General features: G+C 41.4%; 22 protein-coding genes. 10 read left to right on the top strand and 12 right to left on the bottom strand.

The annotated features are described in order from the left end of the window. Positions 1–97 precede the first annotated feature (97 nt). Positions 98–1,714, bottom strand: a complete 1,617-nt coding sequence (gene purH / locus METHO_RS00715; RefSeq protein WP_015323599.1) for a bifunctional phosphoribosylaminoimidazolecarboxamide formyltransferase/IMP cyclohydrolase — start codon at positions 1,712–1,714, stop codon at positions 98–100. A 78-nt stretch (positions 1,715–1,792) separates the two neighbouring features. Next, positions 1,793–3,694, bottom strand: coding sequence for a phosphoadenosine phosphosulfate reductase domain-containing protein (locus METHO_RS00710; protein WP_015323598.1), 1,902 nt, complete (start codon positions 3,692–3,694; stop codon positions 1,793–1,795). Between the two features lie 135 nt (positions 3,695–3,829). Between METHO_RS00710 and METHO_RS00705 the strand changes: the two genes are divergently transcribed. Together METHO_RS00705 and METHO_RS00700 are read left to right on the top strand one after the other, a co-directional pair. Then, entirely contained in the window at positions 3,830–4,867 is a 1,038-nt protein-coding gene (locus METHO_RS00705) for a TRM11 family SAM-dependent methyltransferase (protein ID WP_015323597.1), read from the top strand. A 256-nt stretch (positions 4,868–5,123) separates the two neighbouring features. Beyond that, positions 5,124–6,638, top strand: a complete 1,515-nt coding sequence (locus tag METHO_RS00700) for a tetratricopeptide repeat protein (protein WP_015323596.1) — start codon at positions 5,124–5,126, stop codon at positions 6,636–6,638. A gap of 39 nt (positions 6,639–6,677) precedes the next feature. On the opposite strand, the gene METHO_RS00695 is transcribed toward METHO_RS00700, so the two are convergent. Genes METHO_RS00695 through METHO_RS13185 form a run of 3 tightly spaced genes read right to left on the bottom strand, consistent with a single transcriptional unit; the run spans position 6,678 to position 9,036 of the window. Next, positions 6,678–7,271, bottom strand: a complete 594-nt coding sequence (locus tag METHO_RS00695) for a M48 family metallopeptidase (protein WP_048830952.1) — start codon at positions 7,269–7,271, stop codon at positions 6,678–6,680. A gap of 39 nt (positions 7,272–7,310) precedes the next feature. Further along, complete coding sequence (truA, locus tag METHO_RS00690; protein ID WP_015323594.1) at positions 7,311–8,120, bottom strand: tRNA pseudouridine(38-40) synthase TruA; 810 nt, start codon at positions 8,118–8,120, stop codon at positions 7,311–7,313. Positions 8,121–8,136: 16 nt separating this feature from the next. Beyond that, positions 8,137–9,036, bottom strand: coding sequence for an ArsR/SmtB family transcription factor (locus tag METHO_RS13185; RefSeq protein WP_015323593.1), 900 nt, complete (start codon positions 9,034–9,036; stop codon positions 8,137–8,139). Positions 9,037–9,165: 129 nt separating this feature from the next. On the opposite strand from METHO_RS13185, the gene METHO_RS00680 reads away from it, so the two are divergent. From METHO_RS00680 to METHO_RS00650, 7 genes are all read left to right on the top strand, one after another. Then, positions 9,166–10,233 carry a formate--phosphoribosylaminoimidazolecarboxamide ligase gene (locus METHO_RS00680; protein WP_015323592.1) on the top strand — a complete coding sequence of 356 codons (1,068 nt, stop codon included), beginning with the start codon at positions 9,166–9,168 and terminating at the stop codon, positions 10,231–10,233. 184 nt (positions 10,234–10,417) lie between these two features. Next, positions 10,418–10,660 carry a hypothetical protein gene (locus METHO_RS00675; protein WP_156810985.1) on the top strand — a complete coding sequence of 81 codons (243 nt, stop codon included), beginning with the start codon at positions 10,418–10,420 and terminating at the stop codon, positions 10,658–10,660. Between the two features lie 306 nt (positions 10,661–10,966). After that, a complete protein-coding gene (locus METHO_RS00670) occupies positions 10,967–12,253 on the top strand; it encodes an ATP-binding protein (protein WP_015323591.1) in 1,287 nt (428 codons plus the stop codon). Between the two features lie 145 nt (positions 12,254–12,398). Next, on the top strand, positions 12,399–12,881 hold the full coding sequence (locus METHO_RS00665) for a 3-isopropylmalate dehydratase small subunit (protein WP_015323590.1): 483 nt from the start codon (positions 12,399–12,401) through the stop codon (positions 12,879–12,881). Between the two features lie 36 nt (positions 12,882–12,917). Then, complete coding sequence (locus tag METHO_RS00660; RefSeq protein ID WP_015323589.1) at positions 12,918–14,045, top strand: isocitrate/isopropylmalate dehydrogenase family protein; 1,128 nt, start codon at positions 12,918–12,920, stop codon at positions 14,043–14,045. A 278-nt stretch (positions 14,046–14,323) separates the two neighbouring features. Then, positions 14,324–14,875 (top strand): B12-binding domain-containing protein, encoded by a 552-nt coding sequence (locus tag METHO_RS00655; protein WP_015323588.1) that lies wholly within the window; start codon positions 14,324–14,326, stop codon positions 14,873–14,875. Positions 14,876–15,113: 238 nt separating this feature from the next. After that, positions 15,114–15,425 (top strand): hypothetical protein, encoded by a 312-nt coding sequence (locus METHO_RS00650; RefSeq protein ID WP_015323587.1) that lies wholly within the window; start codon positions 15,114–15,116, stop codon positions 15,423–15,425. A gap of 14 nt (positions 15,426–15,439) precedes the next feature. Here METHO_RS00650 and METHO_RS00645 read toward each other — a convergent pair whose 3' ends face one another. Genes METHO_RS00645 through METHO_RS00615 form a run of 7 tightly spaced genes read right to left on the bottom strand, consistent with a single transcriptional unit; the run spans position 15,440 to position 21,040 of the window. Further along, positions 15,440–16,114, bottom strand: a complete 675-nt coding sequence (locus METHO_RS00645; protein ID WP_015323586.1) for an ABC transporter ATP-binding protein — start codon at positions 16,112–16,114, stop codon at positions 15,440–15,442. Then, positions 16,107–17,222: an ABC transporter permease gene (locus METHO_RS00640; RefSeq protein ID WP_015323585.1), complete on the bottom strand. Its 1,116-nt coding sequence runs from the start codon at positions 17,220–17,222 to the stop codon at positions 16,107–16,109. Before METHO_RS00640 ends, METHO_RS00645 begins: the two co-directional genes overlap by 8 nt. A 1-nt stretch (position 17,223) precedes the next feature. After that, a complete protein-coding gene (locus METHO_RS00635) occupies positions 17,224–18,291 on the bottom strand; it encodes a hypothetical protein (RefSeq protein WP_156810984.1) in 1,068 nt (355 codons plus the stop codon). Positions 18,292–18,297: 6 nt separating this feature from the next. Further along, entirely contained in the window at positions 18,298–18,999 is a 702-nt protein-coding gene (gene pyrH / locus METHO_RS00630; protein ID WP_015323583.1) for a UMP kinase, read from the bottom strand. A 20-nt stretch (positions 19,000–19,019) separates the two neighbouring features. Further along, the gene (locus METHO_RS00625) at positions 19,020–19,751 is read right to left on the bottom strand and encodes a hypothetical protein (RefSeq protein ID WP_048830946.1); all 732 of its coding nucleotides are present in this window, start codon (positions 19,749–19,751) and stop codon (positions 19,020–19,022) included. A gap of 21 nt (positions 19,752–19,772) precedes the next feature. Further along, complete coding sequence (gene asd / locus METHO_RS00620) at positions 19,773–20,804, bottom strand: aspartate-semialdehyde dehydrogenase (protein WP_015323581.1); 1,032 nt, start codon at positions 20,802–20,804, stop codon at positions 19,773–19,775. A 59-nt stretch (positions 20,805–20,863) separates the two neighbouring features. Beyond that, positions 20,864–21,040 (bottom strand): 4Fe-4S binding protein, encoded by a 177-nt coding sequence (locus METHO_RS00615; RefSeq protein WP_015323580.1) that lies wholly within the window; start codon positions 21,038–21,040, stop codon positions 20,864–20,866. A gap of 239 nt (positions 21,041–21,279) precedes the next feature. On the opposite strand from METHO_RS00615, the gene METHO_RS00610 reads away from it, so the two are divergent. Continuing rightward, positions 21,280–21,747: a DUF7287 family protein gene (locus tag METHO_RS00610; RefSeq protein ID WP_015323579.1), complete on the top strand. Its 468-nt coding sequence runs from the start codon at positions 21,280–21,282 to the stop codon at positions 21,745–21,747. The last annotated feature ends 1 nt before the right edge of the window (position 21,748 follow it).

Raw genomic sequence — 21,748 nt, 5'->3', positions numbered from 1 at the left:
TACCTATATATTGAATAATCAATATTAGTTATAAATATATCATCCAAATATAAATGAGGATGCTATTGAATTTTTGTAAAAAAAGAGAAGGAGTGCCTCAATGCAGGAAGTGGCGCATGCCGGTGAATACGAGAGAAACTCCAAGATTGTTTGCAGTATTTATAACTTCATTATCCCTGATGGAACCACCGGGAGAAACTACATACATTATACCATGCTCAGCAGCATGAACGATACTGTCATCGAAGGGGAAGAAAGCATCAGATGCCATCACACACTTTGAAAGAATTTTTGTGCAATATTCATTAAAATCCTCTTTAGGACTGTCACGTTCATGCATTACTTTCAGATTTTCCCTGGCCTTAGTGCCAGCAAGTTTTCTGATAGAATCTACCCTGTTTGGCTGACCTGCACCCATAGCAAGTATCATATAACAACTTTTCTTGTACTCATATGCAATGGTAATGGAATTGGATTTGGTGCTCTTACAGGCGCTGATGCAGAATTCAGATAGAGGGCGCATAGACTCTGGAAACTCTTTTTCCGTTACACAGTCCCATTTCTCATAGAGACCCACGTCTCTGGACTGTTTTAACAAGCCACCAACTACAAATTTATACGTATGATCGAAGTCAAAGACATCGTTTAGCTGAGGTAGTTCAACCAACCGAAGATTAGAGCTCTTTTTCTTAAGATACTCCAGTGCGTCATGGTCAAAACCTGGGGCCAGAATAATTTCGATAAATTTGCCTTCCAAGAACTCTGCTGACTGCAGATCAAATACTTTGTTACTGCAAACGATACTTCCATATGCAGAGATGGGATCTCCATCCCATGCCGCACTCAGAGCCTCCAGAAGAGTATCGCCAATGGCTAATCCGCATGGATTATTGTGCTTCACAATAACCACTGCCGGTTTTTCGGCATGAAGGTCTTTTATGGTCAGTAATGCGTTATCAGCATCTACGTAATTATTATACGATAGATCTTTCCCATGTAATTGTCGTGCATTTGCAAGAGATGGACCTTTCACTCCAGGTTCTTTGAAGAACTTAGCTTTTTGATGCCAGTTCTCACCATAACGCAGCTCGACACCTTCTGTAAAGTCCAGATGCAGAACCTCTTCTGAAGCTAGTTCCTTACTAAGATATGTGTCAATAGTCGCATCATAATATGCCGTGTGTCTGAAAGCTTTTACAGCAAGTTGCTTGCGCGTATTCTCTGAAACTACACCGGTCGATCTGATCTCTTTAAGCACATGTCCATAATCCGCCGGATCACATAGAACAGTAACAAAATGGAAATTTTTAGCTGCTGATCGCAGAATAGTGGGACCACCGATATCAATATTCTCTATGGCCTCTTCTAACAAAACACCTTCCTTTGTCACTGTGATCTCAAACGGATAGAGATTTACAGCCACTAGATCAATAAGCTCGATACCTGCATTATATGCCTGGTCCATATGGTCCGGATCATGCCTGTTGCACAATATGGCACCATGTATATTGGGATGTAATGTCTTAACCCTGCCATCCATCATCTCAGGAAAACCTGTTACCTCTGAAACATCCTTTACTTCAATTCCCGAATCCCGCAGGATTCGTGCAGTTCCGCCAGTAGATAGCAATTCCACGCCAAGGGCTGCAAGCCCCCGCGCAAACTCTACAATTCCAGCCTTGTCAGAAACGCTTAGCAGTGCCCTTTTTACCAAAAAATCACCGTCAAAGATTAGTGCATATCATGTATAAATGTTCTGGTTGAAAAAGTAGAAAAATGAAATTATTGAAAATTATCCAAATTTCACTACCGGACAAACTTCAATACATTTCCCACAATGTACACATTCCTCACCGATCACAGCAATGTTATCCTTTACCCTAATCACATGCTGTGGACACTTGCCTATACATACACCACATCCACTGCAACGAAGAGCCCTCCTGATAGACAATTCTACTGACCTTATCAACTGGCGGACCTGTATCTCGGTATCACTGCGAGCTGTTACTGTGCCGGAAGCAAAGATCTGAGCACTGTCCTCTCCCTGAGATATAGAAACAACACCTTCCATGAAAGAGACCTTGCCTACAGCTTCAAGGATACCAGAAACCTCGATCACCCCGAGATCTATAGCTGTACCAAAACTACCCTCTGCAGACATCCCTCCCTGCTTACATGGGCGGTAACCAGATGTTACAGTAAGCTCAAGTTTACTATTTGCCAGGACTTTGGGTGTAGTGAGAATTCCCTTAGCCTTTGCAATCTCCTGAAGCCTTGGTGGTAATTTATTCCACCTCCACATCCCATGTTCTACCCACTCTGGAGAAAGTCCAGACCTTTGAGCATAGTCTGCCAAATAATTTTCCAGCTTGGAAGCAGATTCGGGATGGGTTTCTCTGAGCCTACGCAGATCAGCAAGAGAACATGAGGGACAAAGCCAACATCCTATCCTATCAAACCCTTTTGCGTAGAGAGGATTATAAGGAAGGCGATGCATGAAAATATAGAGCCACACATGCATAGCTGTCCAGTCTTGTATTGGAGCAGCACCTACCTGATTTCCTACCCAGGGATTCTTCCACACCCTTTCACTTTTTGCCCTTGTGCCTGATTCATACTTGCGCTGCCCGATGAATGTAAGACAGCCTTCTTCATAGTTACCTTCGATGAGCTGGGTGATAGGTCCCAATTTGCATACTTTACAACACCAACGCATTTCCACACTGGGGGGGCCAAAAGTATCCACTGATTCCCAGAAAGCATTTTCTGAGCTAATGGACTTGAGATGTTTGCCGTATAACTGCGAGACTTCCTGAGCATTAAGTACAGTTTCCGGGAATTCGATGCCAGTATCAGCGAAAATTATGTCAAAATTTTCGATGCACTCACTTACTAGCTGTAGCACAGCAAGACTATCTTTACCTCCGGAATATGAAACCGTCACAGGTTTGGTCATGCTTGATGCAACATTAGTGATGAACTTATGAGAACGGGCTATGAAATCTTCCATGAACTGCTTGTTGGCAGCAATGACTTCATCCCATGTCTGTCCACCTGGCGGTACAACCACATCACATGGTTCTTCTTTAACCCTTACCTTTACTGCGACACCCTTAGGACGCTCTTGCATTCGTTCACCACTCATACGAGCTCTGCCGATAGCTACAACCTGGCCTGTGGGATCAAGAACGACCACTTCATCCTTTTCCAGAATACCTGGATCAGCATCCAGCACTCCGGGAGCCAACAGATTGGCTCCTCCAAGTATGAACTTTACTGCACCTTGTTCCAGAATAACCCAGCCCTTCATAGCAGACAAGGACCTACCCTGGAAAAGACGCCGAGCCCCTTCTACACGCAAGAGAAGTACCCATTTAAGAGTATCAAGCTCAAATCTGATGCTTCCTAATACCTCCCCATCAACGATGATCTCATCCATACGATCATCATAAGGAGCTTTGTTCAGCACCACCACCCTCTCATCAGCTATAAGAGGAGCATTGAACTGTAGCATGGAAACGGAATTTATAAGTTCGAGATCATATTCAAATGCCGGACGTATGTCACCAGGAGGTGTTACAGTCACCTTTTTTGTATGACTGCCACATACACATTCCTTCCCAAGCACAGGTACATTACATTTACTGCACCAGTGCAGCAGCATTTCACCAAGATAAAGAGGCTTTGACATTAGGAGATTTCAATAGTTTTATAGTAAATAGTTCTTTGCTTTGGATAATTTAAGACATGTTAGTCCCCTGCCTCAATTTTTGAATAAAGATGATAGCAGCTTTTTAATACCAAAGGGATTCTCTATGCAAGTGTTATGCTATACGCTTTAGAACTTTCTGGAGAGCATGATGTCCTCCCGGTTATGGAAGCTTATGCCTGCATGAAAATTGCAGGGCTTGAGTTCAAGGAATACGAAGTTCTTGACCAATGTCTTGTCGTGGACATCAATGGCATACGGGATGAGATCGAATCTCGTTTGCTGCATGTAGCACAGAGACTTGCCATGTCGCACCATATAATAAGGGTTGCAGGTATGTGTGATACTTCTGCAAATACCATATTACAGATGGCAGAAAATATAGATTATTCAAAACATATTGACCCTGGTGAGACATTCGTGGTGCGTGCCCGGAAGATCAAGCATTATTGCGATTTTGAAAGAGAGTTCATAGAGGGACATGTTGGTGGCACTATATTCAGAAAAAGATTCCGGGCAAACCTAAAAACACCAGATGTGAAATTCAGGTTGATCATTGGAGAAAAATGTATCTTTGGACCTGTAGTGGCATCTGTGGACAGGAGTGCTTACGAAAAGAGATTACCCCACAAGAAACCCTTTTTCTACCCTGGTGTGCTCATGCCCCGGGTAGCAAGAGCTCTTGTGAATATATCAGGAGTTAAGGAAGGTGAGATATTGTTTGACCCCTTCTGTGGTACTGCTGGTATCCTGGTGGAAGGTGCCATAATAGGAGCAAAAGTGATTGGTATTGAAGTGCGCCCCATGATAACTTCAGGTGCACAGATGAACCTACAGGCTTTTGGCGGACACCATGATGTCATAATAGGAGATGCATGCATGGTTCCCCTTAATGACGAGTGTGTGGATGCTATAGTCACAGACCCTCCCTATGGCCGTTCTGCAGCCATTAAAGCCGAATCTCTGCACCATCTTTATGATGGTGCTTTCAGAGAAATGTACAGATTACTTAAAAGTGAGAAACTTGCTGTAGTGGTCTCTGAAATTGATGTAAGTGTGTTTGCAATAGATGCAGGATTCAAAATAGTTTGTGAATATAGCCAGAGAGTACATAGAAGCCTCACCAGAAGAATTACATTACTACAAAAAAGATGAATCTGTTCAAATTGACAATATATAAATATATATGTAAACGAGCAGTAGAGAGAATATTGTACAGTTGATATTTAATTCAGCTTACATAAAAAAAGATATTAAAGTAAAAAATATAGTGAAATATCTTAACATAGAGTAGACATAAGAATATAAAATTGTGTTATAAACTTGATTTATTAACATTCTCTCTAAATAGAAAAACTTAATTCTCGAGAAATTCTATATTTTAATGAAAATTGGGGAAATCTAAGGGGAAATGTTAGTGAATATGAAATATGTGATCCCGGTTTTAGTATTTACTGCAGTTTTCTGTGTGGGGTGTATTGGAACCGATGATTCGAAAGAGTTTACCAAGAAAGGTAATGAACTTTTTGAAGAGGAGAAATATTCCGAATCAATTGAGGCATTTGATAAAGCTATAGAATTAAACCCTCAAAACGCAGATGCCTGGGCCGGTAAAGGCATGGCACTTTCTGAGACTGGAAAGAATGAAGAAGCGATACAGGCATATGATAAAGCCATACAACTTAAGCCCAATAATGTAAAATTCTGGAGCGAGAAGGGAATTGCTCTTCGGAAGATGGGGAGATATGAGGAAGCTATACAAGCTTATGACAAGGCAATAGAACTGGACCCACTGGATGGCTTTGCCTGGTACAATAAAGGCATTGCATTGTTCCATATAAAAAAATATGAAGAAGCAATACAAGCATATGATGAAGCCACAGAACTGGAACCACGGTTCGCCATGGCCTGGTATAACAAGGGGTATGTCCTCTATTATACAAAAAGATATGAAGAAGCTATACAAGCATTTGACAAAGCCACCGGAATAAACAAAAAGGATGCAAAGGCTTGGAATTATAAAGGTGTTTCTTACATTGAGCTTGGTATGAATTACGAAGCAATGGAGGCATTGAACAATGCTATAGGGCTTGACCCCCAGTACAGTACAGCCCTGAGTAACAAAGGTTATCTCTTAAATCAAATGAGAAGATACGAGGAAGCTATCCGGGTATGCGACCAAGCCATAGAAATCGAGCCACAGGATGCGAAAGCCTGGAATTACAAAGGTTATGCTCTTAATGAGATGGGAAAAAACGAAGAAGCAATACAGGCATTTGATAAAGCTATCCAGCTAGATCCACTGGATGCAGAAATATGGTATTACAAAGGTACTGCCCTTTATGAGATGAAGGAATACGAAAAAGCACTGGAGAACCTTAATAAAGCCACGGAGATCAATCCACAGTATGCAGAAGCCTGGAATGATAAAGGCAGGGCACATTATAATATAAATGAGTATGAAAATGCAATTCAGGCATTTGATAAAGTCATAGAGCTCGAGCCGCAGAACGATGCAGCCTGGGATAGTAAAGGTAATTCACTGCGCAGGATGGCCGAATATGATGAAGCAATACAGGCATACGATAAAGCTATAGAACTGAATCCACAGAATAGCTGGACCTGGATGCACAAAGGTTATACACTATATGGGATGGGAAAACTAGAGGAAGCAGAGCAAGTATTCGACAAGGTAATAGAACTGAATCCTGAGAATTCTGATGCGTGGTACAGCAAGGGGAATACACTTCGAAGGATGGGAAAAATTGACGAGTCGATACAAGCATACGATAAGGCCATCGAATTGAATCCTGATTATGCCGTAGCATGGTATAATAGAGCCATCGCACTTGACCAAGCTGGAAAAGGTACTGAGGCTGCTGCATCCTATAGCAGGGCCAAGGAATTAGGATATGAAGGAAATTGATGTACGGTCATAGATGGCCGAGAACTTATTTCTTATAGATCATTGAATAGAATACTTATCCATGATAACGGGCCAGTATTCACGCAGCTGTTTTTCAAGAATCCTATGCTCGTGGAACCTATTACGTACAATTTCCTTAAACCTGGGTCCGTGATTCATTTCTATTAGATGGACCATCTCATGGAACACAACATAGTCCACCAGCCTTTCAGGCAAGAAGATCAAATAAGTGTTCAGACTGATGTTCCCTTTTGAACTACAGCTTCCCCATTTAGTGCGCATCTTCCTGAATGTCACCTTCTTCGGGAAGACACCAAGTTCAGTACCTATATAGGAGATCAAAAAATCAACATATTCCTGGAATTGAACTTTGGTCCTTGCAGAATTAAGTTCTATCTCCGAAGAAAACAGATGCCTCTGTTTGTAAGCAATGAATCGCTGGAATATCCATGATTTGTGTTTATTTAGCAGTTTTTCATGTTCTTTAAACCCATTAGGTACCACTAGCTTGAGGCTACCATTCCTAAATTCCAGCCTCGGATTTTTGACTTTTCGCCGTACTAACTCATAAGGTACATCGAAGTCATTGATTTTGATGGAAGAAGCAATATTTGTAGCCATCTGGACATTCAATACATATTCACCTAATACTACTGCAATTAGAAAAGGACCTCAATCTTTTGGCACTAGTTCTTGCATGACCTCTGCCATCACACGATGCCTCACAAGATATTCCTGTACCTTTTCAGAAGCTCTGCGTAGTGAATAAGAATCATATACCCACTGTATAGGCATCGGATATTTTACTTCCATAAGAGTAAGACCATAAGATTGAGCTGGTTCCAATCCCTCTTCATATGATTCAGGTTCAAGCATCTGCTTTAGCCACGCCTCATCTCTGATAAGGCTTCCCACCATTGTAAGAGCGGTGACAATTTTACGCACCATGTTCCAAAGAAAACTATTTGCCTCTATGTCAATCTTTGTAAGGGCTCCACTTACCCTGACATCTATTCTTTTTACATCTCTGACTGTACTTTTATCCTCGTCTTTGCTGCAAAAATTTGAAAAATCATGCTCTCCAGCCAATATCTTTGAAGCAGACCTTATCCTGGATATATCATATTGCTCTCCACTCATGATATACCTGTACACCCTGCTGTTTGCATCTCTTCTTGGATCAAAGTCATAAGGAACTTCTGCGTGTGCCCATGCCCATATAGAGTTAGGTAGTTTAGAATTAATGACCCTTGGGATCGAAAGGTTAGGCTTATCAGTATTGAAAGCTACAACCTGCCCTCTTGCATGTACTCCCGCATCTGTTCTTCCGGAGCTCTGGAAAGATGCTGTCTTTGGATCATCTATTATGTCCAGCTCTTTTAAGGCGTTGAAGAGCTCACCCTCAATGGTGGCAACATCTGACTGGATCTGAGATCCGTGATAACCTGTTCCCACATATGCGATCTTAAGTGCAACCCTCATTTAGTCTCACTAATCCTCATACAACCTTTTTTCTATAATATACTTCCCTCATCAGCATAAATATTATTACAAATAGACATCCAAAAAAGAACCAAATACTCACATGAGCCAGAAGGTCAGGCGGGATGAGACCAGAACTTGTACCTGTGAGAACTGTTGCATCTTCGACTGGCGGAGATTGTACAGGTATTATATTTGAATTAAGATCTGTTGTGTTCGATTCTGTTGTATTCATATATGTTGTCAGGCCTTCCGAAGGAATCACCTGAGGAGCATTAACAGCCTGACCAGAGCCCGCGATAGTAGCTTCTGAACTATCATTAGAGATCATTGTCGATAGCATAGGAGAGGTCTCATCTGCTATATTTGCCTGATCTGCCACTCCGATACGTGGATGAAGACTTTCATTGAAAGATGTACCATATTCACCTGATTTCATTGCAGCCTTTTCAAGGGATGCAGGATAATTATTTGTCGAAGGAGACAGACCTATCCGGCGCGCTAGGAATTCTATGCCTGTAGCTGCAAATACTGCACCCATGAAAAGACCCAGGTATTTTTTCAACATACCCATGATAGATGATCTATCGACGTTCTTTGTACCTGGAACCACTACGATGAGTTTTTGTACAGGCTCATATATTTTGATCTCACGGCCTTTCTGGCTCCATTTTGTTTCTTTTACCTTAATGAGATCAGCTTCGATAAGGCTATCTAGATTATATTTAATAGTTGTAAGGGGCAGACCCATCGTTTCAGATAACGTTGTGGCAGACATGGGTTTGTCTGCCAGCATCTCCAGCATCTTGAGAGCTTTTTCATTAGAGAGAGCCTGTGTTATCTTTTTAGAATTCTCATTAAGGGGTAAGACCAGCACTTTGTCGGAATTATTGTCTGCTTCCTTTGTTTCTTGCATGTTTTATAATAACCACAACGAACCTCATAACTTTTCCGTAAACTTCGAAGCTATTCGCAGTTATAGGAGTGATTCCGCAAACTTAAAAAATAGATAGAACAATATAATGTAACTTTTTGGGGCACAATTATGATCGAAAAAAACCAAATCATGAGAATACTCGAAACCTATGATCTGGATAAACTTGCAATTGCAACTGTATGCTCTCATTCGAGCCTTCAGATATTTGACGGTGCAAGGAAGGAAGGTTTCAAGACCATTGGCATCTGCGTTAAAAAACCTCCTAAGTTTTATGATGCTTTTCCTAAAGCAAAGCCTGATGAGTTCATAGTAGTAGATAGCTATCAAGACATTCCGTCCATAGCGGAACAACTTGTAATGAAAAATGCTATTGTTGTGCCACATGGCTCTTTTGTTGAATACCTGGGTACCGACAAATTCACTGATTTTCCAGTACCTACTTTTGGTAACAGGAAAGTACTTGAATGGGAATCTGACAGGAACAAGGAAAGAGAATGGCTGGAAGGTGCAGGAATCCACATGCCAAAATTGGTGAAACCTGAAGATATCGATGGACCTGTTATGGTAAAATACCATGGTGCTAAAGGAGGGCGTGGGTTTTTTATTGCCAAGAATTACGAAGAGTTCCTTGAGAATGTCGACAAGACTCTTAAATACAATATCCAGGAATTTATAGTGGGTACAAGGTATTATCTTCATTTCTTCTATTCACCCCTGAAAACAGAAGGCTATACAATAAGCACTGGTGTGCTGGAAATGCTAAGTATGGACAGACGCGTAGAATCTAATGCTGACGAGATCTTCAGGTTGGGTTCCCCCAGAGAACTGGAAGATGCAGGGATCCACCCCACATACGTTGTCACTGGAAACGTACCGCTTGTTGCAAGAGAATCGTTGCTCCCGCTTATATTTGAACTTGGTGAGAGAGTTGTGGAAGAATCCCTGGAACTGTTCGATGGTATGATAGGTCCCTTCTGCCTTGAGACAGTGTTCACCGATAAACTTGAGATCAAGGTCTTTGAAATATCAGCCCGCATAGTTGCAGGTACAAATCTTTATCCTTCAGGCTCCCCGTATTCAGACTTAATAGAACCTGGTCTTTCAACAGGAAGACGGATAGCGCAGGAAATTTCCCTTGCCCGGAAGATGAAACAACTGGATAAGATTTTATCTTGAAACACATATTGCGCATTGTCCATATAATGGAGGATAATGTGCAGAGCATCTTCTATTAATATATCTGATTGAATATATCTGGTTAATTAATATATCTGATTAAATATATCTGATTATTACGTTATCATATTGGGGGCAGGTCCTGCAAATATGTTTGCTGCAAGGGAACTTGCGCGTTATCAATATGCGGCGTTGGTGGTGGAAAAACCGTATTACAGAGGATGGAGAACTGCACACAGATCGACGCTGCACTAAAGCAAGAATTGACAAGAATATAATAAGTAATACTCTGAAAGATATGACTGCCGGAGACCGCACCGGCCTTTCAAGAGACCTGGTCAACTCTGCCGCAACAGGAAGACTTGCAGCCAGAGGTAGGCTTAAAATTCATTATTCTTGGAAAAAGACAGATCCTTATGCGAAATAGAGAGAGAAAATGAGGAACCTCTCAGATTTTGGGTGAATTACGGGGAATAATATCTCATTAAACCAAAAGATCCATTAAATATAATGGCATCTATGGGAGTGATTTTTTATGCACGGGAGATTCCTCTAGGTGGATTCAGTGCAGTAGAATTTATACTTTTCGTTTTAATCATTGTATACCCTAATATTACAAAGGAATACACGATTTGTACATTGTTGCTGTGAAAGATAGTTTTTAATATTAAATGACTGACAACCAGGCAAGCATATAGAAATAAATATATATTTTCTATATATTTTATTGTATATGAATGCTATATCCAATACTGTTGAAGCGGGAGTTGCCAAAAACCGTTATGTTCTTGGCAGAAGAAGTGGTGGGGAACAGGGTCTTCTTAACCTTGGGAGATATCTTGCACTTGACGGCTCAGCTGCATCGCATGTAGGATTGGATGCACTTGGACCTCATTGCATTTTGATCTGTGGTAAAAGAGGATATGGAAAGTCCTATACAATGGGTACCCTTGTAGAAGAGATATCATTACTCCCTCAACATATAAGAAATAATATTGCTTCTCTTGTGATAGATACTATGGGTATCTTCTGGACAATGGAAAAAGCTAATGAGCCACAGAAAATCTTATTAAACCAATGGTCTCTGAACCCAAACAAAATAAACATAAAATTATTCGTGCCTTCTGGAAGTATAAAAAAGTATGATGAACAACAGATAGAGGCACTTCCATATTCTATACCCATTTCCTCAATGGATGGGTATTCATGGTGTCAGCTGTTCAGCATCGATGAAGTTTCTCCTCTGGGAGTGCTTTTTATCAGAGTAATTGCAGAACTCAGATCAATGCATGAAAGATTTTCCTTCGATACGATAATGGACATGGTGATGGAAGACGAAAGAGCTGACAATGTAACTAAGAGTGCTGCTGAAAACTACATCAGAAATGCATCTTCATGGGGCGTTTTCACTGAAGAAGGAGTGCATGTGAAAGACCTCGTGGGTAGGGGGTGCACAACAGTGCTCGATGTTAGCACTCTTAGAGATCATGATGTAAGAGCAGCTGTTGTTGGGCAGATCAGCAAGGAAATTTATTATAAGCGTCTTGAGGCACGCAGATCAGAGGAACGCATGGCAATGGGATGTGCACAAGACAATACAGGCATGCCTATGATATGGATGTTCATAGACGAGGCTCATCTTTTTGTACCCACTGGGAGAAAGACACTTGCTTCAGACATACTTATCAATGAATGGCTCAGACAGGGTAGACAGCCCGGTCTTTCATTAATACTTGCCACACAACGTCCTTCAGCCCTTGATCCTGAAGTCGCTTCACAGTCTGATATACTGATATGCCACCGTCTGACAGCAGCTGAAGATATCAATGCCCTTGAATCTTTCAGACCGAGCTATATGAAAGAGAATATTGGAGATTCCATCCGGAAAATAGGAATGGAGCAGGGAATAGCATTTATACTTGACGACACCACAGAAGCTGCTCATGTGATAAAGATGCGTCCACGACTTAGCTGGCATGGAGGAAATGAACCCAGTGCATTGGGCCATAAAAATCAATAAATTGAATAAACATACCTCAGTGGATGTACAAACTACTAACCACTTTACATTAGTATTATTTAGGATTATTGTGTTTAGTTACTGGATGTCAGTTACTGGAAAGCTGACAGAATGACTATCATAATAGTATTCTGGCTGTGATAACATGAAAGGAAAAGTTTGGAAATTTGGGGATGATATCGATACCGATGCTGTGATCCCGGGCAGGTATCTCATAATGAACACACCTGAAGAACTTGCAGCACATGCTTTTGAGGGAGTGAGAGCTGAGTTCCCAAAGAAAGTGCAAGAAAATGATATAATCGTTGCAGGTAACAATTTTGGTTGTGGTTCTTCGAGAGAACATGCGCCTTTGGCACTCAAAGGAACAAAGATAGGTTGCGTTATAGCAAAATCTTTCGCACGCATATTTTTCAGAAATGCCATAAATATAGGGGTCCCACTTCTTGAATGTTCTGAAGCGGACAGGATAGATGACGGTGATATCCTGGAAGTGGACCTTGCCACAGGGGTCATAAAGAATATGACAAAGAACGAACAATATCAGGCAACCCCACTTCCGGATTTCGTAAGGGGAATTGTGGATTCCGGCGGGCTAATAGAGTATGCCAAAAAGATGGTCAGGTAAATACAAAAACAAATATCAATTTAAGAAGGAAGGAATATGACACAATACAAGATTCCAGTTATACCCGGTGATGGTATCGGACCAGAGATAGTTGCTGAAGGGAAGAAGGTCATAGATGCGGCCGGCGAAAAATTCGGGTTCGATGTTGAATGGGTAGAATTCCCTCAAGGCGCTGATCACTACCTTGAAACCGGGGAATTGATCTCCCTTGATACGCTCAAGGAACTATCCAGCTACCCCGTAATATACCTTGGTTCTATCGGAGATCCGCGGATAGCCCCAGGAGTGCTGGAAAAAGGAATTCTTCTGGCAGCAAGGTTCTATTTTGATCAGTACGTGAACCTAAGACCCATAAAATTACTAGAGGGTGTGTGGACGCCTGTAAAAGACAAGACTCCTAAAGACATAGATTTTACTGTTGTAAGAGAGAACACTGAAGATTTCTACATAGGCATTGGTGGAAAAGCTAAAAAGGGAGTAAGTAAGAACCTACTCGAGGTTGAAAGGAATCTTTATTCTGCCAAGTTCGACCTTGACATTGAAACTGACAGTGAGGAGATCGCTTATCAGATAGGTATGATCTCAAAAGAAGGAACACGCAGAGTGATCAAATATGCTTTTGATCTGGCTTTGAAGAAAAAGAAACACGTATCATCTGTGGACAAGGCGAATGTACTTTCCGATATATATGGTTTTTGGAGGCAGGAGTTCCAGGACATAGCCTCTGGATATCCAGAAATTACAACTGATTTCAACTATGTGGATGCTATTACCATGTGGTTTGTTAAAAATCCGGAATGGTTCGATGTAGTTGTCACTCCTAACATGTTTGGTGATATTATAACGGACCTTGGTGCAATGATACAAGGCGGTCTTGGACTTGCTCCTGGAGGAAACATCAACCCAGAAGGCACAAGTATGTTTGAACCTATACATGGTTCTGCGCCAAAGTACAAGGGACAAAACAAGGTAAACCCGATAGCTACGATCTGGGCAGGTTCCCTCATGCTGGAGCAGCTGGGAGAAGGAGAGGCTGCTGATGCAATAGTTGCTGCTATTGAAAAGAACATCCTTGACAGTAAGGTAAAGACCTACGATATGGGTGGTACATCAACCACATCTGACGTAGGTGACGATATTGCAAGAATAGTTTCTTCAATTTAAGATCCAGTACCTGCAATCGTGCAGGTATTAACATTTCTTTTCTTACATAGAACAATTTATTCACTAAAATCAGTAGAAAAGATTATTATTTTATTTTAGTTATGATTTTGTTCTATTTTGATGCATACACAGCTATAATTTTTCTTTTTTTATAAATATAGAATGAATTAATAATGATTTGTCATATTCTCTCGCCAGATTTAAATACAACTCTGTTTTTGTCGAATATGTTCCAATGATCCTGCCTTACCATTGACAGGAATGCGAGAGGTATTATTGTGCTAAAAAATGATGTGAAAAAAACAAAAGACAATATCCTTTTCGGGATAAAAAAGGCTATCCGGGAATGCGATGAAAAAGCAGTTAAATCATCTGTAAAGGAAGGTATACAAGCAGGTATAGATCCTGTGATACTTGCTGATGAAGGATGTATAGCAGCCATGAGAGAAATTGGAGATATGTTCGAGGCTGATGAAATATTAATTGTCCAGGTGCTTGCTGCATCCGCAGCCATGAAAGCTGGAATGGACATCCTTTCTCCGGAAATTGAAAAAATGCATGGTGAGCTTAAACACCATGATAAAGCTGTCATAGGCGCACAAAAGGAGGGTGAGAGTTCAATAAAGAGGTCTATACTGGAAATAATGTTGATGGTAAATGATTTTGATGTTGTAGAACTCACAGATAATGAATCTATAGTAGACTTCATTGAGAAGGACAGTACTTTTTCTGACATACTCTCTGACTGCAAAGAGCAGCTTGATGAAGTGATACATGCCCACCCAGAAGCTGCAATATTGCAAGTCTGCGAGGTTTCTGAAGGAATTTAGTAAGATTTTTGCTACATACTACTTTTCATTATTTTTTGTTGTTTTTTCTTTCTATTTCTCACATTTGATGTCTGTTCGGAATGATTAGAAAAGTTATCTCATTATTATGATAATTAGTATATACAATTGTATAGCAATTCTAATATAAGGCCATATCCATTTTTAAATTAGAGCTTAGAACTCAAATATAAGCCGCAAATTACCAAAAGAAGTTCAGGAAACGAAGGAATCGATGGGCATGGACAAGACTATAATGGATCTGGAAAAGAACCTTGATACTCTCCACGAAATGTTCAAGAAATATGCTCAAGTATCCCAGCAGTACCAGAAGCAAATATCAGATTCAAACATTAGTGAAGAAAAGAAGGCAGAACTGCTGGAAAAGCTTAAAGCTGAGAACAAGAAGGTACAAAGAGCAAAGATGCATATCCAGCAATTGGAAATGGATCTGGGAGTTCTGAAAGAATCAAGAGCTACGTCGGGTTCATCTACTAACAGAGAAACTGAGAAGAAAACTGAGAACACAGCTTATCTTGTAGCATATTGCTGATTAGTTAGTCTCTCCTAGTGTGACAGAGTGCCGTCCATTATATGGATAACTCTGTCACAGTGCTTTGCAACTTCTGGGTCATGGGTGACAATTATTATCGTTTGCCCCTGTACCCTTAATTCTTCGAATATCTTTACAATTTTATCCCTTGTGGTGCTATCGACCTCTCCCGTAGGTTCATCTGCGAGAATTATCGAGGGATCGTTTGCAATAGCCCTTGCGATGGACACTCTTTGCTGTTCCCCTCCGGAAAGTTCATTCGGCCTATGATGCAGACGTTTTTCTAACCCTAATCTCTGAAGCAGGTCTTCTGCCCGTTTTAGCCTCTCTTTTTTAGTAATTCCAGAGAACCGCATAGCAAGTTCAACGTTCCCAAGAGCTGATAATGCAGGTAGCAGATTATAATGCTGGAATACAAAACCTATCATTTCCCGCCTTATCCTTGGCAATTCGCTATCAAGCACAGAAGTGACATCAATACCCCTTATCACCACTTTACCACTAGTAGGTTTTTCAAGACAGCCCACAAGAGCCATCAAAGTAGACTTCCCTGAGCCACTTGGCCCCATTATAGCAACAAGTTCTCCCTGGCTGACGGTGAAAGTGACGTCATGGAGCGCAGTTACCGGGATCTTCCCCTGTATGTATGTCTTGCAAAGGTTTTCTACCTCGAGTACTTGTTCAACCATGCCTTAGAGCCTCCATGGGACTCATGCTGGCTGCCCGGTAAGCAGGATATGCCCCTGATGCCATACCTATGAGTATAGCGAACAGCATGGCAACAACAAGTAACCTGAAAGTTATTGTGAATAAGATTATACCCTTACCAGCAAGCCATGAATTCAAAGCATATGCTGCTGCACCTCCGGTAATGATGCCAAGCACCCCTCCTATTAAGCCCAGCAGTGCAGCCTCTCCCAGAGTAAGAAGCAGTATATCTTTTGTTTCTGCACCCATTGCCTTCAGGATGCCAAACTCTCGAGTTCTTTCGGTAACTGACATTAGCATAGTGTTCATCACACTCAATCCCCCTATGATAGCTGCAAGGATAGCAGAGCTGATGGTTACCACGCTGAAGATCAGCAATGACTGCCCTGCCTGTTCCTTCAATTCATTGGGAGATATTGTGTTAACTCCTTTTACGCTCAGCTCTATACGTTTGGACAAAAGTTCAGCATCTACACCTGGTGCCGGCTGGGCAAAGATGTATGTTATGGAAATTTCAGCATTATATATGTCTTGAGCTGTATCAAGGGGAATGATAGCATAACTGTCAAAAATGGATCCAGTGTATTCAATTATGCCTACCACTATAAATCTTTTATCGTTCAGTTCCAGAGTACTGCCTATGTCCAGATCGTATTCTCCGGCAATGTTCTTGCCTACCACTGCATGATAAGTATCTCCGGCATTGAGGAATCTTCCTGCTTTTAGCTCCACTGGTTCCAGCACATTTCCGGACTTCCGTGGTGGGACTCCCAATACCTGTTTGCCGCTCATCCCAAACTGGTCTTCATCGAACAATGTGACCAGCACCCCATAAGCATCCTCGACTCCTGCCACACGCCTGACATCGGAAACTTTGCGTTCGCTTAGACCACCACCAAAAATACCGCTCTCTGCAAAAACCCTTATTTTGTCACTTGTGAGGCTCATAGACTTTTCAAAGGTCTGGCCGAAATTCTCGGACATGGCCCCCATAACCACCAGAGCGAATATTCCCAGAGCTATGCCACAGATCGTCAGCAAAGTTCTTACCTTACGTTGGGAAGCGTTCTTGACAATCAGATCAAGCATCTTATCTCCTGTTAATACGCAATAGGAAGAAAACAGCAAGTAAAGCTGCAATATTCCCAATAACACCTGGTCCTGGCAATCCCTTCGTTTGTTCCGGCGGGACTGGGGGCAATTCCCGTATCCTCACAGCTGTTTCGTAGCTATCGAGAATCTTACCTTCATTGTTAATTACCCTTATTTCAACAGTATAATTGCCTGGAGGAATATCTTCCCAGAGAAAACCAACTGTGTCCTCTTTATTTAAAGTCAGCACATCACTTTCTTCCTCAAAATAGATATTTGTGGCATTATTGCTAAGAGTAACACCAACTTTTCCGTAGAAAGGTACCTGAGACATACCCTTAAGAGTGATGCTTGCACCATATTCATCCAGTTCTACGTCATCTGCCATTATTTCTACATCCTGCTCTGCCATAAAGATGGAAATGTAGGCTGATGTAATATCAGATCCATGGGAGCGGACCTTCAGCACAGTAACGTACTTTCTTCCATTGTCAAGCAAAACAGGCCATTTTATGTTTTTTTCCATGGCTTGAATCACAGGAACATCCATGAAAGTCGCAGAGTACAACAATTCATTCTCTTCGAATATCTCAAACGTAAGATCAACTATTGAAGGACTGTAGATGTTATTAGGGCTGATAACAACTGCAGCCCTTTTATTGTCAGAGTTGAAACCTGCTACTTTGAATTCCAGCAACGCCTGATTACCATAAATGAATTCTGTCTGCCTGCTGTCAGCAAGCTTCCCATCTACAAACACACTTACCTCAAAAACGTAGAGGTTCTTCTCCAAATAACTATCCCAAAAAACAATTCTGGTAACATTTCCTGTGGGTACATAACCCAGTTCAACTACTTTGGAATCGATTGATCGATCATTTAACATCAGATCATATCTTAAGGTCACATTGTGCAGATCATCTGAAAATCCAATAGTGACCTCGCACACATCACCATTTGCAAACATATCAGTAATGCGAGCCTGTTCAGTGGCTGCAGCAGGAACGATCAAAGTGACGAAAAAGAAGATAACAGTAAGAAATGGTATGAGCCTCATGCTGACCACAGAAGTTTACCCTACGATCCTTGTGCCAAGATGAACTTCTTTAGATGTGGAGCCAATACTTTCCTGCATAATTACATCTGCTACTTTCTCAGGGTCTGCTCCATGCATAACAATGGTATTAATGTTTGAGCGCTCTATGATCTTGGCTGCCAGGGGATCTACAGGCGACTGGGAACCGGCTTTCATCTCAGTGGAGATCACTATATTCACAAGTTCTTTAGCTGTAATTGTCTTATATTTGACCGCATTAGGATCCTTCTTTGGATCAGCGGAATATACGCCGTCAACGGATGTCGCAATAACAATAAGGTCAGCTTGAAGATATTCAGCTACAATAGCCGTCACAGCATCGGTGGTCTGTCCTGGGATTACACCTCCCATAACAACGATCTTGCCTGAGGAAAGTGCTTTCCAGGCTTCCTTGTAATCACATGGAGGCTCCGGATATGCATCATCTCCCAATGCAGTAATAAGTAACTGCGCATTCAAACGGGTTATTGAGATGCCAATGTAATCAGATTCTGTTTCATTAGCTCCCAAGCTCCTTGCAATCCTGATATAATCCCTAGCAGCAACACCGCCGCCAGTAACGACTACAAGTTTATGTTCTTTAGCCAAGCTTTTGAGCACTTCGGCATAGGCACGGAAGCTCTCAGGACTCAAGTCCTTTGCAAGAATGGATCCACCAACTGATAATGCAATTAACATGATAATCCTGGGAATTTAAGTCATTCATACTTGATATATATGACCAGTAATCCTATGATTAATAGAGTCCAAAGAAATGTAAAACCGGGTATGAACGTGCTTATGGACAGAGGAGAGTGCTTTCCCATTTGTTCACTGTACAGTGTAGCACCGTTAACAAGACCAGTTACACTTACTATATCTCCGGCTTTAACTTCAGTGGATCCCAAGTAAGATACACGTAGGTTCTGACCATCATCCAGACTTGCAAGATTTATAATATACTCACCCATCGTTGATCTGATATCAGTTATGTTGCCAGTTACAGTAACATATTTTCCATTGAAACAACTTGGATCAGAAATAATACCGCTTATATTTACATCAGCCATGTATACAGTGGGATAATGCAGAACATACTTGGGATAAAATATGCTGGTTCCCATGGAATCATACAAGAACTGACCTGTAATCTTGATACCATCTCCCATATTGAAACCAGAAAACAGCTTGTCATTTGTGCGATCCACTTTTAGTTCATAACCATCCTGAGAGATGGCTATGAGGTGCTTATCCATCACCGAAACATTTCCAACAACGCTTATCTTGCGATAGGCCATTGTGCTATCATAAGAAGCTGGATTTTTTACGATCTCCGATAGTGATACTAACTCAAGTTCAAAAATAGTATTTCTCACATCTGATGTTATACCGCCTGATATTATTCCAATTGACAGTGAAACTGCCAGCAAGAACATAATCAGGCGGAGCATTGTACTCTTGAGTTATTATTTTTAAAGTTTACCCTGTTTGTGCAGGAGCTCAGCATTGAGCACACTGGCACCAGCCGCTCCTCTAATAGTGTTGTGTCCCATAAGAACGTAGCGTATACCTTCCCTGATACGTCCGACGCTTATACTCATTCCATTACCCATATTGCGATCAAGACGGGGCTGTGGCCTGTCAGGCTCATCCCTTACTATGAGCACCTGGTCAGGTTCGGTGGGCAAGTCCCCTAGATGAGGATTGAAATTGAGGAATGCCTGTCTTACCTGCTCAGGGGTGGGATCATCCCGCATGGTAATCCACACTGTTTCAGTGTGCCCGTCCATAACAGGTACTCTGTTGCAAGCAGCACTTAATTTAAAATCAGCATCTATAATCTCTGAGCCGTTAAACTCACCCAGGAGCTTGAGAGGCTCAGTTTCCATTTTCTCTTCTTCGCTTCCTATATAGGGTATCACATTGTCGAGAATGGCCATTGATGCCACACCCTCATAACCTGCACCGGATATAGCCTGCATTGTAGCCACGTTCACATTCTGGATGCCGAATTTCATGAGCGGTTTTAGCGTAGCTACCAGCATTATTGTAGAACAGTTAGGATTAGTAATGATATATCCATCCCAACCTCTGTTATCCTGCTGGACTTCTATGAGTCCAAGATGATCAGCATTGACTTCCGGCACCACAAGGGGAACATCTTTCTCCATACGATATGCAGAGGCATTACTTGCCACAGCGAAACCCTTTTTTGCAAAATCTGCTTCCACGGTTTTTGCAAGGCTTGAAGGCAATGCCGAGAAAACAACATCTGCATCCACCTTGGTGGGATCCACAGATACAATTTCCATATCTGCAACTTCATCTGGAAGTTTTTCATCCAATCTCCAGTTGGCAGCATTTTTATATTTCTTCCCTGCACTCCTTTCAGAAGCTGCAAGAGATGTTATCTCAAACCATGGGTGATCGGCGAGTGCTTGTATGAACCGCTGTCCAACAGCTCCTGTAGCACCTAATATTCCGGCTCTGATTGGCTCTGCCATATTGTAACCTCGAAGAAAAAGAAAACGATCTGAAAAATAGTAAAAAATTGATCAATACTTTATTCCATTGATATAGCGCTGGTTGGGCACACATCAACACATGCACCGCAGTCCAGGCACTCACCGGCATCGACTACTGCAATGTTTTCTCCATTCAGTGAGATGGCCTCTGCTGGGCACTCATCAACACATGTTCCACAGCCTACACATTCATTTACAGTGATTACTGCTACCATATTTTATATTCTCCGTGCTTTTATGACAATCGTTATTTTATATATAGCAATTATCGAATATACGATAAGCCAACTCAGATAAAAACCTATCGATATTGGGATGTAATTCGCTGGGTGCTCATATATTGCTTATAGAATTCCAATCATACTTTTGAAACCCCAATTTGAAACCTTGCTTTAAAACGCATAAAATATAGACATATATTTATATAATTAAATAAATTTATATAGCGAGGATTATGGATGATAATGGACAAATGCATGTGGACTATCTATTAGGTATTGCTATATTCCTTGTTAGTATCATTTTTGTCTTTTCGTATGCTGCAGGACTTTTCACCCCATTCAAATCTAATTCAGATGAGGTTACCCTGCTTGCTGACCGGATATCGATAAATATAGTGGAACAGACCCTCGGTGCATATGAACCTGGAACTTCTAACATTCTGAATGATACGAAGACCAGGGATTTTTTTTCGGGATTCAATGCGGATTATGAATACATAATAGATCATTTCGGATTAAATGGAACATACCTTCGTTATGATCTTAATGTCACTATGCAAAAAAGTGATGGTACGATATATTCGGCTGGAAAGGAGTTACCAATGAGAGAGAACATTGGCCAGACAAAAAGAGTTGTTCTTTTACGAGATGAGAATAGTGGAAATGTACAAAATGCTATTTTCTCCGTACGGGTGTGGTGAG

Origin of the sequence: Methanomethylovorans hollandica DSM 15978 (genome assembly GCF_000328665.1) — an archaeon.
In the GTDB taxonomy this organism is placed as follows: Archaea; Halobacteriota; Methanosarcinia; order Methanosarcinales; family Methanosarcinaceae; genus Methanomethylovorans; species Methanomethylovorans hollandica.
Note: the sequence above shows the minus strand (reverse complement) of the source record. Positions and strands in the feature narration are given on the sequence as shown.

Bases quoted from the DNA above. Each gene is read 5' to 3' on its own strand.
- METHO_RS00670 (WP_015323591.1), top strand. From the start codon at position 10,967: ATGAATGCTATATCCAATACTGTTGAAGCGGGAGTTGCCAAAAACCGT.
- pyrH (WP_015323583.1), bottom strand. From the start codon at position 18,999: ATGTTAATTGCATTATCAGTTGGTGGATCCATTCTTGCAAAGGACTTG.
- METHO_RS00680 (WP_015323592.1), top strand. From the start codon at position 9,166: ATGATCGAAAAAAACCAAATCATGAGAATACTCGAAACCTATGATCTG.
- asd (WP_015323581.1), bottom strand. From the start codon at position 20,804: ATGGCAGAGCCAATCAGAGCCGGAATATTAGGTGCTACAGGAGCTGTT.
- METHO_RS00645 (WP_015323586.1), bottom strand. From the start codon at position 16,114: ATGGTTGAACAAGTACTCGAGGTAGAAAACCTTTGCAAGACATACATA.
- METHO_RS13185 (WP_015323593.1), bottom strand. From the start codon at position 9,036: ATGCAAGAAACAAAGGAAGCAGACAATAATTCCGACAAAGTGCTGGTC.
- METHO_RS00615 (WP_015323580.1), bottom strand. From the start codon at position 21,040: ATGGTAGCAGTAATCACTGTAAATGAATGTGTAGGCTGTGGAACATGT.
- METHO_RS00710 (WP_015323598.1), bottom strand. From the start codon at position 3,694: ATGTCAAAGCCTCTTTATCTTGGTGAAATGCTGCTGCACTGGTGCAGT.
- METHO_RS00660 (WP_015323589.1), top strand. From the start codon at position 12,918: ATGACACAATACAAGATTCCAGTTATACCCGGTGATGGTATCGGACCA.
- METHO_RS00705 (WP_015323597.1), top strand. From the start codon at position 3,830: ATGCTATACGCTTTAGAACTTTCTGGAGAGCATGATGTCCTCCCGGTT.
- METHO_RS00625 (WP_048830946.1), bottom strand. From the start codon at position 19,751: ATGCTCCGCCTGATTATGTTCTTGCTGGCAGTTTCACTGTCAATTGGA.
- METHO_RS00665 (WP_015323590.1), top strand. From the start codon at position 12,399: ATGAAAGGAAAAGTTTGGAAATTTGGGGATGATATCGATACCGATGCT.
- METHO_RS00675 (WP_156810985.1), top strand. From the start codon at position 10,418: ATGCGGCGTTGGTGGTGGAAAAACCGTATTACAGAGGATGGAGAACTG.
- METHO_RS00700 (WP_015323596.1), top strand. From the start codon at position 5,124: ATGTTAGTGAATATGAAATATGTGATCCCGGTTTTAGTATTTACTGCA.
- METHO_RS00610 (WP_015323579.1), top strand. From the start codon at position 21,280: ATGGATGATAATGGACAAATGCATGTGGACTATCTATTAGGTATTGCT.
- truA (WP_015323594.1), bottom strand. From the start codon at position 8,120: ATGAGGGTTGCACTTAAGATCGCATATGTGGGAACAGGTTATCACGGA.
- METHO_RS00640 (WP_015323585.1), bottom strand. From the start codon at position 17,222: ATGCTTGATCTGATTGTCAAGAACGCTTCCCAACGTAAGGTAAGAACT.
- METHO_RS00650 (WP_015323587.1), top strand. From the start codon at position 15,114: ATGGACAAGACTATAATGGATCTGGAAAAGAACCTTGATACTCTCCAC.